Consider the following 12,602-nt stretch of genomic DNA (forward strand, 5'->3'; position numbering starts at 1 on the left):
CCTGCCGCCTCTCCCTCCCTCATCAGCCTGGACCGACGATGGATTTCACGATTTCACCGGAGCTCGAGGATCTGAGGCAGCGGATCGCGGCCTTCGTCGAGAGCGAGATCATCCCGCGCGAGGCCGATCCCGCGAGCTGGGACGCGCATGAGAACATCGCCTTGCCGGCGCTGGCGGAACTGCGGGCGAAAGCCCGCGCAGCCGGGCTCTGGTGCCTTCAGCTCAAGCCGGAGACGGGTGGGCTCGGTGTCGGGCGCGTCGGCATGGCGGTCTGCTACGAGGAAATGAACCGCTCGATCTTCGGCCCGGTCGTGTTCAACTCGGCCGCGCCCGACGACGGCAACATGATGGTGCTGGAAGCGGTGGCGACGCCCGACCAGAAGCGCCGCTGGCTCGCACCGATCGTGGCCGGCGAGGTCCGCTCGGCCTTCGCCATGACTGAGCCGCATCCCGGCGGCGGCTCCGATCCGACCATGATCCGCACCCGAGCCGAGAAGCAGGCCGATGGCTCCTGGAAGCTCTACGGCCGCAAATGGTTCATCACCGGCGCGGAAGAGGCGGCGCATCTGATCGTCATCGCCCGCACCTCCGACGATCCGCGCCGCGGCCTGACCGCCTTCCTCTTCCACCGCGACCAGCCCGGCTGGGAGATCGTCCGCCGCATCCCGATCATGGGGCCCGAAGAGCATGGCGGCCATTGCGAGATCGCCTTCGACGGTCTGCGCGTCCCGGCCGAGGATGTGCTGATGGGCGAGGGCGACGGCTTCAAGGTCACGCAGATCCGGCTCGGCCCCGCCCGCCTGACCCATTGCATGCGCTGGCTCGGCCTCGCCAAGCGCAGCGTCGAGATCGCCCGCGCCTATGCCGCGACGCGCGAGGGCTTCGGCATCCGCCTCGCCGACCGTGAAAGCATCCAGCTCAAGCTCGGCCGCACCGCCATGGCGATCGAGATCGGCCGCCTCCTGGTGATGAAGGCGGCCTGGGAGCTCGACCGTGGCGGGCAGGCGCGCAAGGAGGTCTCGATGGCCAAGGTTCAGGCCGCCAACACGTTGCATGAGGCAGCAGACATGGCGATCCAGATCAACGGCGCGCGCGGCTATTCCAAGGACACCGTCCTCGAATGGATCTACCGCTACGCCCGCCAGGCACGGCTGGTCGACGGCGCCGACGAGGTCCACCAGATGGTCCTCAATCGCTTCCTCGACAAGGAAGGCGACGCCTTCTGGCGTTGGCCGGTCGCTGGCGCATGACCGCTCCCGCCGGACAGCCAGATCCCGGCTTCGACGCCGCCATCCTCGACCGCTTCCTGCGCGGTGCCGTGGAGGGGCTGTCCGGCCCCATGCGGCTGCAACAGATCAGCGGCGGCCAATCCAACCCGACCTTCTTCGTCACCTATGACGAGCGCGCGCTGGTGCTGCGCAAGCAGCCGCCGGGCGATCTTCTGCCTTCAGCTCACGCCATCGACCGCGAATATCGCGTGATCAGCGCGCTCGCCCAAACCGATGTGCCGGTGCCCCCCGCTCTGCTCTATTGCGACGATCGCACCATCCTCGGCACGCCCTTCTACCTGATGGAGAAGGTCGAGGGCCGCGTCTTCCACGACTGCACTTTGCCCGGCCTTTCCCCCGCAGAGCGCAGCGCGATGTACGCCTCGCTCGCGACCACGCTGGCGGCGCTGCACAATGTCGATGTCGCGGCGGTGGGTCTCGCCGATTACGGCAAGCCCGGCAATTACTTCGCCCGCCAGATCGCGCGCTGGGGCCGGCAATGGGAATTGTCCCGCAGCCGCGACGACGCCCATATCGACCGGCTCCGTGCCTGGCTGCCGGAGCATATCCCGGCCGACGAGACCGTCAGCCTCGTCCATGGCGACTATCGCATCGGCAATGCCATGTTCCATCCGACCGAACCGCGCATCGTCGCCCTGCTCGACTGGGAACTCTCGACGCTCGGCCACCCGCTCGCCGACCTCGCCCATTCCGCCATCGCCTGGCTGTCGCGGCCGGACGAGTATGGCGGCATCGAAGGGCTCGATCTCGCAGCGCTCGGCCTGCCCGATCTCGCTGGCTTCACCTCCCTCTATGCAGCCGAAGCCCGCCACGGCCAGACGCTGCAGCCCTTCCACCTCGCCTTCGCCCTGTTCCGCTGGGCCGTGATCTTCGAGGGCATCGCGGCGCGCGCCCGGGCCGGCAACGCTTCCGCCGACAACGCAGCCGAAACCGGGCGCCTCGCCGCCGCCTTTGCCCGGCATGCCGCGGACCTCACCCTGTGAGCAGGGTCCGATGCCCTCGCCGCGCCGATTGATCCGCCGCCATCCCACCCGTATGCCTCTTGTCGACAAGAGGGCCCGCAAGAGGACTGTGGATGAGCGCGACGAAGACACCAGCCCCCGCCCCGGAGCGCAAGCGCGGCTCGGGCGTCAAAGTCGTCTACGACCTGCTGCGCGACGAGATCCTCGACCTCGTCCTGCCGCCGGGCAGCCCGATCGACGAGGTGCAGCTCGCCGAGCGCTTCCAGATGTCGCGCACGCCGATCCGCGAGGCGCTGGTGCGGCTGGCCGGCGAAGGATTGATCGACACGCTGCCGAACCGCTCGACCATGGTGGCAAATCTCGACTTCCTCAACATGGCGCCCTTCTTCGACGCGCTGACGCTGATGTATCGGGTCACGACCCAGCTCGCCGCCCAGAACCACCGGCCCGCCGATCTGGAGGCGATCCGCGCCCGGCAGGCCGAGTTCGCCGCCGCCGTCGCGGCACAGGATGCGCTGGCGATGATCGCGACCAACGCCGCCTTCCATGCCGCGATCGCGGAAGCCGGCCGCAACCCCTATTTCAACAGCCTGTTCAGCCGCCTCCTCGACGAGGGCCGCCGCTTCCTCAGGCTCTACTACCAATCCTATGACGACCGGCTGCCGCAGCAATTCGTCGATGAGCACGAGGCGATGATCGCCGCGATCGTCGCGCGCGACACGGCAGCGGCGGAGCGTCTCGGCAAGGCCCATGCCGAGCAGATCGTCGAGCAAATTCAGAAGCTTATGGTCGGCGAGAAACGACTCGAAATCCCGCTCTAGAACACTCGGCGGAATTCTTGTCGACAAATAATATGCAAGATGCTAGGAAGGGGCATGGACAGGCGCCCCGACGCGGCGCGAGCCTCCGCCGACCGGCAGCCAGAAGGAGATCGAGATGAAGGCCAAGATTTTCTCCGGCGTGATCCCCGCGCTGATGACGCCCTGCAAGGCGGACCGCACGCCCGATTTCGACGCGCTGGTGCGCAAGGGCAAGGAGCTCATCGCCGCGGGCATGTCCGCGGTCGTCTATTGCGGCTCGATGGGTGATTGGCCGCTGCTCACCGACGCCCAGCGCATGGAAGGCGTCGAGCGTCTGGTGAAGGCCGGCATCCCGGTCATCGTCGGCACGGGCGCGGTCAACACCGCCTCCGCCGTCGCCCATGCCGCCCATGCCCAGAAGGTCGGCGCCCAGGGCCTGATGGTAATCCCGCGCGTGCTCTCGCGCGGTTCGGTCATCGCCGCCCAGAAGGCTCATTTCAAGGCGATCCTCACCGCTGCCACCGACCTGCCGGCGGTGATCTACAACAGCCCCTATTACGGCTTCGCCACCCGCGCCGAGCTGTTCTTTGCGCTCCGCGCCGAGCATCCCAACCTCGTCGGCTTCAAGGAATTCGGCGGCCCGGCCGACATGCGATACGCGGCCGAGAACATCACCAGCCGCGATGACGGCGTCTCGCTGATGATCGGCGTCGATACCGCCGTCTTCCACGGCTATGTGAACTGCGGCGCCACCGGCGCGATCACCGGCATCGGCAATGTGCTGCCGAAGGAGGTGATCCATCTCTGCAAGCTGTCCGAAGCCGCCGCCAAGGGCGATGCCGAGGCGCGCCGGCTCGCGCTGGAGCTGGAGCAGGCGCTGACCGTGCTCTCCTCTTTCGACGAAGGCCCGGACCTCGTCCTCTTCTTCAAGCACATGATGGTGCTGAAGGGCGATGCGGAATACGCGCTGCACTTCAACGAAACCGATGCGTTGAGCGACAGCCAGCGCGGCTATGCCGAGACGCAACTCAAGCTCTTCGACGCCTGGTATGCGGATTGGTCGAAGCAGCCGGGCGCCGCGCGGAAGCACGCCGCCTGACGGCAGCGCCCACCCGATGGCCGCTCCCGATGTCATCGTCATAGGCGCCGGCGTGGTCGGCCTCTCCGCCGCGATCGCGGCGCAGGGGCGCGGCCTCTCCGTCGTCGTGCTGGATCGCGAGGGACCGGCGGCAGGCGCCTCGGCCGGCAATGCCGGCGCCTTCGCCTTCACCGACATCCTGCCGCTCGCCTCGCCCGGCATTCTGCGCAAGGCGCCGCAATGGCTGCTCGACCCGCTCGGGCCGCTCTCGGTGCCACCGGCCTATGCGCTGCGGATCGCACCCTGGATGTTCCGCTTCTGGCGAGCCTGCGCGCCCGCCCGCGTCGCGCATTCCACGACCGCGCAGACCGCGTTGATGGACCTGTCCAAAGCCGAGCTCGAAGCCTTCCTGCGCGAGAGCGGCACGCTCGGCATGCTGCGCAAGGACGGCAATCTCCAGGTCTATGAGGGCGAAGCCGAGCTCAAGGCCTCCCTCCCCGGCTGGCGCGCCCGCGAGGCGCACGGTATCGAATTCCGCCACCTCGATGCCGCCGGCATCGCCGACATCCAGCCCGGCCTCGCACCGCGCTTCAGCCACGGCACCTTCACGCCGGGCTGGTATTCGATCGCCGATCCCAAGCTCTACACGCTCGCTCTGGCCGAGCATTTCCAGCGCAAGGGCGGCACGATCGAGCGGCTGGACGTCGTGGGTCTGGCGCCGCAGGGCGACGGCATCGAAATCCGCGCCCGTGACGGTATCCACCGTCAGGCCGCGAAGGTCGTCCTCGCCGCCGGCGCCTTCTCCCACCGCATTGCCCGCAGCCTCGGCGAGCGCATCCCGCTCGAAACCGAGCGCGGCTACAACACCACCCTGCCCTCCGGCGCCTTCGACCTGCGCACGCAGATCACCTTCGGCGGCCACGGCTTCGTCGTCTCCCAGCTTTCGACCGGCATCCGCGTCGGCGGCGCCGTCGAGCTCGGCGGATTGGATTTGCCGCCGAATTTCCGCCGTTCGGAGGCGATGCTGGCCAAGGCCCGAACCTTCCTGCCGGGCCTCAACCCCGAGGGCGGTGTGCAATGGATGGGCTTCCGCCCCTCGCTGCCGGACAGCCTGCCGGCGATCGGCCGGGCGCGGGCCTCAGCCCGCGTGGTCTATGCCTTCGGCCATGGCCATCTCGGCCTGACGCAATCGGCCGGCACCGCCCGGCTCGTCGCTGACCTGTTGACAGACCGGCCAACCGCCGTCGACATCACCCCCTTCTCCCCGCAGCGCTTCTGAGAGGCGTATCCCATGGCCAGCCATACCTTCTCCTGCATCGACGGCCATACCTGCGGCAATCCGGTGCGCCTCGTTTCCGGCGGCGGCCCGCTGCTGGAGGGCGCGAACATGCTCGAGAAGCGCGCCCATTTCATGCGCGAGTTCGACTGGATCCGCACCGGTCTGATGTTCGAGCCGCGCGGCCACGACATGATGTCGGGCTCGATCCTCTACCCGCCGACCCGGCCCGATTGCGACGTCGCCGTGCTCTTCATCGAAACCTCGGGCTGCCTGCCGATGTGCGGCCACGGCACCATCGGCACGATCACCATGGGCATCGAGAACGGGCTGATCACCCCGCGCGAGCCTGGCAGGCTCTCGATCGACGCCCCCGCAGGCAAGGTCGATATCAGCTATCGCCAGGAGGGCCGCTTCGTCGAGGAAGTCCGCCTGACCAATGTGCCGGGCTTCCTCCATGCCGAGGGACTGACCGTGGATGTCGAAGGCCTTGGCGAGATCGTCGTCGACATCGCCTATGGCGGCAATTTCTACGCCATCGTCGATCCGCAGAAGAACTTCCGCGACATCGCCGACCACACCGCCGGCGAGTTGGTCGGCTGGTCACCGAGGCTGCGCGCCGCGCTCAACGCCAAATACGAGTTCGTCCACCCGGAACACCCCGAGATCACGGGCCTCCGCCACATCCTGTGGACCGGCCAGGCGACCAGGCCGGAAGCCCATGCCCGCAACGCCGTGTTCTACGGCGAGAAGGCGATCGACCGTTCGCCCTGCGGCACCGGCACCTCGGCCCGCATGGCGCAGCTCGCCGCCAAGGGGAAGCTCAAGGTCGGCGACGAGTTCGTGCACGAATCGATCATCGGATCGCTGTTCAAGGGCCGCGTCGAGGCGGCGGCGACGGTGGCGAACCGCGAGGCCATCATCCCCTCCGTCGCCGGCTGGGCCCGGATGACCGGCTACAACACCATCTTCATCGACGATCGCGACCCCTTCGCCCACGGCTTCGTCGTCGCCTGAAAGGACCCCACAGCGCGATGTGTGAAAGGCGGCCCTCAGGCCGCCTTCTTGCCCGCGTCGAACGGGATCTCGATGTCGACGGCCAGCGTCGAGACCTGGGCGCCGCGCTCCATCCTGACCGTGACCTTCTCGTCATCCACCTGCATGTGCTTCGAGATGGCGCGCAGGATTTCATCCCGCAGCTTGGTGACGAGGTCGGAATCGCCGACGGCGGCGCGCTCATGCGCCAGCAGGACCTGCAGTCGCTCGCGAGCTGCCGGAGCCGATGGCGAGCGGGAGAAAAGACGGAGCAGATTCATGCCGCTTTCCTTCCGAAGAACTTGCCGAAGAAGCCTCGCTTCTCGCCGGGGATCGCGACCGGCAGGCTTTCACCCTTGAGCCGGCGCACGGCCTCGAAATAGGCGATAGCCGGGGCGCTGCGGTCGTCGGCAAGCGTGACGGGCGAGCCGATATTGGAGGCGCGCAGCACGTCCATGCTCTCCGGGATGATGCCCAGCAGCGGGATCGACAGGATCTCGAGGACGTCATCCACCTTGAGCATGTCGCCGCGCTCGGCGCGGGCGGGGTCGTAGCGGGTGAGCAGCAGGTGCTTCTCGACGCGCTCGCCGTTCTCGGCCCTCAGCGTCTTGGAGTCGAGCAGGCCGATGATGCGGTCGGAATCGCGCACCGATGAGACTTCCGGATTGGTCACGACGATGGCGATGTCCGCATGGCGCATGGCCAGCGTCGCCCCGCGCTCGATGCCGGCCGGGCTGTCGCAGATGACCCAGTCGAAGCTCTGCTTCAGCGCGCCGATCACCGCCGCGACGCCCTCGGCCGTCAGATTGTCCTTGTCGCGCGTCTGCGAGGCCGGCAGCAGATAGAGCGTCTCGACCCGTTTGTCGCGGATCAGCGCCTGCGTCAGCTTGGCCTCGCCCTGGATGACGTTGACGATGTCGTAGACCACGCGCCTTTCGGCGCCCATGACGAGGTCGAGATTGCGCAGGCCGACGTCGAAATCGATCACGACGACCTTCTCGCCGCCCTGTGCGAGTGCAGCGCCCAGCGCGGCGGAGGAGGTCGTCTTACCGACGCCGCCCTTGCCCGATGTGACCACGATGACCTTGCCCATTGACCGCTCCTTTGAATGTTGATGCCTGCGGCTCAGGCGAGCGCTTCGACCTTGAACGCTTCGTTCTCGAGCCAGATCTGGACGGATTTGCCGCGGAGCCCGGGCTCCATGTCCTCCGCCGTCTTGTAGTAGCCGTCGATGGCGATCAGCTCCGCCTCGAGCTTGCGGCAGAAGATGCGTGCCGCGCCGTTGCCCATCGTGCCCGCCATCGCCCGTCCGCGCAGGGTGCCGTAGACATGGACCGAGCCGCCCGCGACGATCTCCGCTCCCGATGCGACCGAGCCGATGACGGTCACGTCGCCTTCCAGGAAGACCAGCGACTGCCCCGAGCGCACCGGCTGCGTGACGATAATGGACGGCACGGCTTTCGGCAGCTGCGGCGCGACCGGCTCGCTGCTGGCGACGGCATCGGCCTTGGGGCTCTCGGCTGCGACCGGGGCCTCGAAATCCGAGGTGGGGCGCCCATCGGCCATGGCAGGCGGCAGGTCCGAGCCGAGCAGCGACGGAGACGCGCCCTCGATCCCCATGATCCGTACCTGCCGTGAGCCGAGCTTGCCGACGAGCTCCCGCAACTCAGCGCGGTCGATCTCCAGGCCGGAAACGTCGAGCACCACGGGTCGCCGCAGGAAGAAGCCGGCGGAGCGGGAGGCCAGATCGTCGAGCCGAGCCAGCCAGTCCTCGAAGGGCTGCTCCGGGGTCAGCGTCAGCGCGAGATAGGACCGCCCCTTGAGGCGGATAGGCCGGGGTTGAGTTAACACGTCGGTCATCTTGGTAAATTTTCGGTTGCTTCGGTGTATCGAGGGAATGGTTAACGGAGTGTAAATCGTCCCTGGCGCAGCCAGCGGGAGTCCACATTCTCTCCACAGCGCGCATCGGCTCGATCCGGCAGGTATCGCGCATCTGCGAGCCCCGATGGCTGACGCGCGCCGGATGCTGTGGCTACCATGGCCGGGAAGCGCTTGCCTCGGACAGCCGATGCTGGTGTCTGGTCGAACGCCCCGCCGGACAAAGGGAATCACAGGAATGTCGCAGGCCGCGATTGCCAACCGTCTGGACCGCCCGGTCGACGATGCAGCCGATCACGTCCTCGGCCCCGGCCGCGCGCAGATCACGCTCGTCGAATATGGCAGCTACGCCTGCCCCCATTGCCGGGCCGCCAATGAGCGCATCGCCGAGATCCGCGACCAGCTCGGCGAACGCGTGCGCTATGTCTTCCGTCACCGGCCGCTGACCGACAGCGACATCGCGCTGCGCGCCGCAGAGCTCGTCGAACGCGCCCGGACCGCCGAGCAGTTCTGGGACGCGCATGTCAAGCTGATGACGCGCTCGCAGGTGCTGACCGAGGACGATCTCGAGGCGGTCGCCCGCGATCTCGGCCTCGCCGAGCAGGCTCCCGATCAAGCCGCGCAGGAGGCGCAGCAGGCCGCCGCCCGCGTCGAATCCGACATCGAGAGCTCCCATGCCAGCGGCGTGCGCTTCACCCCGACATTCTTCATCAACGAGCGCCGCTATGACGGCCCCTGGGACGAGAGTTCCTTCCTCGATGCGATGCTGGGGACGCTCGGCCATCGCTTCCGCACCGCCGCGCTCGATTTCGCGAGCTGGGGCCCTTCGGCCGGCATCCTGCTGCTGCTCGCGACCGTCCTCGCCATCGCGCTGACGAATTCGCCGCTGGGGCACGGCTTCGAGGCCTTCTGGCATCGCGAGGCGGCGCTCTCTTTCGGCGATGCCCGCTTCGGCATGTCGCTCCAGCACTGGGTGAATGACGGCCTGCTCACGATCTTCTTCCTGGTCGTCGGCCTGGAGATCAAGCGCGAGTTCACCGTCGGCCACCTCGCCGGGCGGCGTTCCGCCGCACTCCCCATCGCCGGCGCGATCGGCGGCATGGTCGTCCCGGCATTGCTGTACATCCTCGTCCTGCCAGGCGGGCCCTGGTCCCATGGCTGGGGCGTGCCGATGGCGACCGACACCGCCTTCGCCATCGCCATCATCGTCATGATGGGCTCGCGGGTGCCGATCGAGCTGCGCATCTTCCTCACCGCCGCCGCCATCGTCGACGACATCGGGGCGATCGTCGTGGTCGCGCTGTTCTATTCGGGCAAGCTCCAGCTCGGCTACCTGATCGCCGCACTCGTCCTGACCGGCGGGCTTGCCGCCCTCAACCGCGCGCATGTCTATCGCGTCGCGCCCTATGCGCTGATCGGCCTCGCGCTCTGGGCCTGCGTCCATGCCGGGGGGCTGCACGCGACGCTCGCCGGCGTCGTGCTGGCGCTGTTCATCCCGACCCGGCCGCCGGCCAATCTCGCCGCCCTCACGGCGCAGGCCAACTCGATCATGCTGGGCGAAGCGGCCCATGGCGGCGAGGTGCTGCGGCACGGCCCATCGACCCCCGCCCTGCGCGCGCTCGACGCGATCCATGACCGTCTGGAATCGCCGGCCGACCGGCTGCTGCGCCACGCCGGCGCCCGGTCGAGCTATCTCGTCCTGCCGCTCTTCGCCCTGGCCAATGCCGGCGTCGTCATCGCGCCGGACGTCCTCGAGGGACGCGGGATGCTGGTGCTCGCGATCGCGGCTGGGCTGGTCCTCGGCAAGCCGCTCGGCATGCTCGGAGCCGCCGCCCTCGCCGTCCGCCTCGGCGTCGCGCTCAAGCCCGCCGAATATTCCTGGCTCCAGCTCGCCGGAGCAAGCGCGCTCGCCGGCATCGGCTTCACCATGTCGCTCTTCATCGCCGGCCAGGCCTTTGCCGATCCGGGCGACTTCGCCGCAGCCAAGATCGCGGTCTTTGCGGCCTCGATCGCTTCGGCCTTGCTGGGAGCGGGCCTGCTCGCGGCCGCCGCGCGAAGATTCGCGGACCGGGCGGCATAGATCGCCGCGCGCCCATCGGATACGATAACGAAACTATATCCATGCGTTATCGCGTATAATTCTCACGAATCGTCGCCCACAGCGACCTCAAGGAAATCATCAACTGGTAAATTCTAAGTATAATTTCGGTATTATAGAGAAATACACGCCAATATTTCTATAAACGACTGCGATACTCCAACTCCGACGCATCAATGAAGTGCGTGATCGGCGTCGTTCCACTCCGCGGTCGCCGCGAGAAAGGCGGCGCGCAACGCGGCGGCGTTCTCGGCCTCGAACAGCGTCTCATGGTTGCCGGGAAGATCGATGATGCGAAGCTCGGGGCAACGCTTGCGCCAAAGACCGTCATTCGCTGCCATCGCTGCAGTTCGCAGCAGAGCCGCCGGCGCGTGCAGAGACGTGGTGCGGTCGTCGAGGTTGCGCATCCATGCCGCGGTCATGCGGATCCGGAGCCGCATGCTCAGCTCTTCCGCGAATGCCGGATCGATCGTGCCGATCCGATGAAGCGGCGCGGCGTGCTCGCGCGCGAGCACGGGCAATCCATCTCCGGCGAGGCGAAACAGGCCGCGCCAAGCGAGATGTCGGGCGTGAAGCACCAGCGCGCCCGGGCGCCCGCGCCGCAGAAGATCGGCCGCGTGGGAGGCGAGGCGTGCCTTCCATTGCGCCGATCGTGCCGCCGTGATGCTCCCGGAATCGATGATGCACAAACCCGCGACGGTACGCCCAAGGCTCTCGAGACGGAGTGCGGTCGCATAGGCGAAATGGCCGCCGATCGAGACGCCGAGCAGCACGACCGGCATCTGCGGGACGCGTTCCATGATCTCCGCCGCGAAGGCGTCGACCAGGGCCTCTCCGGTGAGGCCGGCATCGACGGAATTCCGCCAGCCTGGATAGCGCAGCGCGATGACGCGATCCCGGTCCGACGGCTGGGCGCAGAATGGTGAGCAATCCGGCGCGTGGCCGCTCGCGCCCGGCAGGACGATGAGCGGCAGGCCCGCGGCGTTCATGTGCGGACCATGGCCGTTCGGGACAAGGCCGCCGCGATCGTGCGCGCGGTGTACTCGGCCCCGGCGACGAAGCGGAACACCGGGCCGAAGCTCATCGACGATGCCGGACCGGCGAAGCGCAGCCCCCGGACGGAAGACTGGAAGGATGCATCGAGCCGTGGCGCGCAGCCTTGCCGGGCAATGGCGCTGCGCAATTCGGGCGCCAGAAACGGGATGCGCTCGACATTCACCTCGTAGCCGGTGCCAGCGATCACCCGGTCGACGAGCAATTCGCGATCCTGCTTGTCCGCGCCCCGCAAGCGCAGCGACACACGATTGCCGATCGCCTGCCCCGCGACCGCGCTGGTATCGTATTCGACCGGCACGAGCGCCTCGACCCGCTCGCGCAGCCACCATGCGCCCTCGGGCGGCAGGAAATTCCTGAGGAAGAGCGCGCGCCCGCAGGCCGGCAGCCGATGGAACGCGCCGGGCAACTGCGTCAGGGCCCATGCTTTCGGACTGCCGCCCAGCGCCGAGACCGGCCAGCGGATCCGCTGCCAGAGCGTCGGTGTGCGGCTCCCGCGGGTCATCCAAAGAGTGGACGGCTTGCGGATCAGCAAGCGCGGCGACGCGCCGGCTTCATGGAGCAGCGCGGCCGCTTCGAGGGAGGACTGGCCGGAGCCGAGGACGGCGACCTCGAGACCCTGGAAAGCGGCGAAGCTCTCGACCCTGGCAGTATGCGTGGCGAGGGCGCCGGGCAGCGCTCGCAAGGCGTGCGGCATCTTTGCGAAGTTCGCCAGCCCCGTGGCGACGATGACATCCGATGCCTCGACCGCGTCACCATTGCTGAGCGTCAGGAGGTAACCCTGTCCCCGCCGGGAGACATTCGCGACATCGACGGGCTCGATCCAATCGACATGCCGTGCCTGGAACCAAAGGCCGTATTCGGCGAAATTCGCGATGGAGCAGGGCTCGAACGTCTCCAGGCCTCGCGGCTCGTTGTAATCGGCGAAGGTCGAGCCCGGTTGCGGCGACGAGATGTTCGTCCCGAAGCAATAGGATTTAAGGTAGCGCCGGGATCCGGCGCGGGCGATCTGGCTCCAGAAGGCCATGGGTTGGCCGAAGATCCGGTGCGGGACATTGCGGGCCGCGAGATGGCTCGCAAGCGAGAGCCCGTAAGGTCCGCCGCCGATGATCGCCACGAGTTGCTTGCTCATC

At 67.8% G+C, this 12,602-nt stretch carries 12 protein-coding genes; 7 read left to right on the forward strand and 5 right to left on the reverse strand.

Annotation, left to right across the window (positions count from 1 at the left end; all coding sequences use genetic code 11):
- The first annotated feature begins 38 nt into the window (after window positions 1-38).
- From GGC47_RS11470 to GGC47_RS11495, 6 genes are all read left to right on the forward strand, one after another.
- Window positions 39-1,250, forward strand: coding sequence for an acyl-CoA dehydrogenase family protein (locus tag GGC47_RS11470; protein WP_038363498.1), 1,212 nt, complete (start codon window positions 39-41; stop codon window positions 1,248-1,250).
- Entirely contained in the window at window positions 1,247-2,272 is a 1,026-nt protein-coding gene (locus tag GGC47_RS11475; RefSeq protein ID WP_142022139.1) for a phosphotransferase family protein, read from the forward strand. Before GGC47_RS11470 ends, GGC47_RS11475 begins: the two co-directional genes overlap by 4 nt.
- 92 nt (window positions 2,273-2,364) lie before the next feature.
- Window positions 2,365-3,072 carry a GntR family transcriptional regulator gene (locus GGC47_RS11480; RefSeq protein ID WP_113254575.1) on the forward strand — a complete coding sequence of 236 codons (708 nt, stop codon included), beginning with the start codon at window positions 2,365-2,367 and terminating at the stop codon, window positions 3,070-3,072.
- Window positions 3,073-3,187: 115 nt separating this feature from the next.
- Window positions 3,188-4,150 (forward strand): dihydrodipicolinate synthase family protein, encoded by a 963-nt coding sequence (locus GGC47_RS11485; RefSeq protein WP_429068073.1) that lies wholly within the window; start codon window positions 3,188-3,190, stop codon window positions 4,148-4,150.
- Between the two features lie 16 nt (window positions 4,151-4,166).
- Complete coding sequence (locus tag GGC47_RS11490; RefSeq protein ID WP_142022140.1) at window positions 4,167-5,408, forward strand: NAD(P)/FAD-dependent oxidoreductase; 1,242 nt, start codon at window positions 4,167-4,169, stop codon at window positions 5,406-5,408.
- A gap of 12 nt (window positions 5,409-5,420) precedes the next feature.
- Window positions 5,421-6,422, forward strand: a complete 1,002-nt coding sequence (locus tag GGC47_RS11495) for a 4-hydroxyproline epimerase (RefSeq protein WP_142022141.1) — start codon at window positions 5,421-5,423, stop codon at window positions 6,420-6,422.
- A gap of 35 nt (window positions 6,423-6,457) precedes the next feature.
- Here GGC47_RS11495 and minE read toward each other — a convergent pair whose 3' ends face one another.
- The 3 genes from minE to minC are packed head-to-tail and all read right to left on the reverse strand — an operon-like array spanning window position 6,458 to window position 8,300.
- Complete coding sequence (gene minE / locus GGC47_RS11500) at window positions 6,458-6,721, reverse strand: cell division topological specificity factor MinE (RefSeq protein WP_038363490.1); 264 nt, start codon at window positions 6,719-6,721, stop codon at window positions 6,458-6,460.
- On the reverse strand, window positions 6,718-7,533 hold the full coding sequence (minD, locus tag GGC47_RS11505) for a septum site-determining protein MinD (RefSeq protein WP_038363487.1): 816 nt from the start codon (window positions 7,531-7,533) through the stop codon (window positions 6,718-6,720). The genes minE and minD overlap by 4 nt, the downstream gene beginning before the upstream one ends.
- Window positions 7,534-7,565: 32 nt before the next feature.
- Window positions 7,566-8,300 carry a septum site-determining protein MinC gene (gene minC, locus GGC47_RS11510; RefSeq protein WP_038363485.1) on the reverse strand — a complete coding sequence of 245 codons (735 nt, stop codon included), beginning with the start codon at window positions 8,298-8,300 and terminating at the stop codon, window positions 7,566-7,568.
- Between the two features lie 256 nt (window positions 8,301-8,556).
- Between minC and nhaA the strand changes: the two genes are divergently transcribed.
- Window positions 8,557-10,398, forward strand: coding sequence for a Na+/H+ antiporter NhaA (nhaA, locus tag GGC47_RS11515; RefSeq protein ID WP_429068077.1), 1,842 nt, complete (start codon window positions 8,557-8,559; stop codon window positions 10,396-10,398).
- 191 nt (window positions 10,399-10,589) lie between these two features.
- On the opposite strand, the gene GGC47_RS11520 is transcribed toward nhaA, so the two are convergent.
- Window positions 10,590-11,405, reverse strand: a complete 816-nt coding sequence (locus GGC47_RS11520) for a thioesterase domain-containing protein (protein ID WP_429068079.1) — start codon at window positions 11,403-11,405, stop codon at window positions 10,590-10,592.
- On the reverse strand, window positions 11,402-12,601 hold the full coding sequence (locus GGC47_RS11525) for an NAD(P)-binding domain-containing protein (RefSeq protein ID WP_429068082.1): 1,200 nt from the start codon (window positions 12,599-12,601) through the stop codon (window positions 11,402-11,404). Before GGC47_RS11525 ends, GGC47_RS11520 begins: the two co-directional genes overlap by 4 nt.
- Between the last annotated feature and the right edge of the window lies 1 nt (window position 12,602).

It is taken from the genome of Allobosea sp. OAE752 (assembly GCF_050433265.1).
Lineage (GTDB): Bacteria > Pseudomonadota > Alphaproteobacteria > Rhizobiales > Beijerinckiaceae > Allobosea > Allobosea spartocytisi.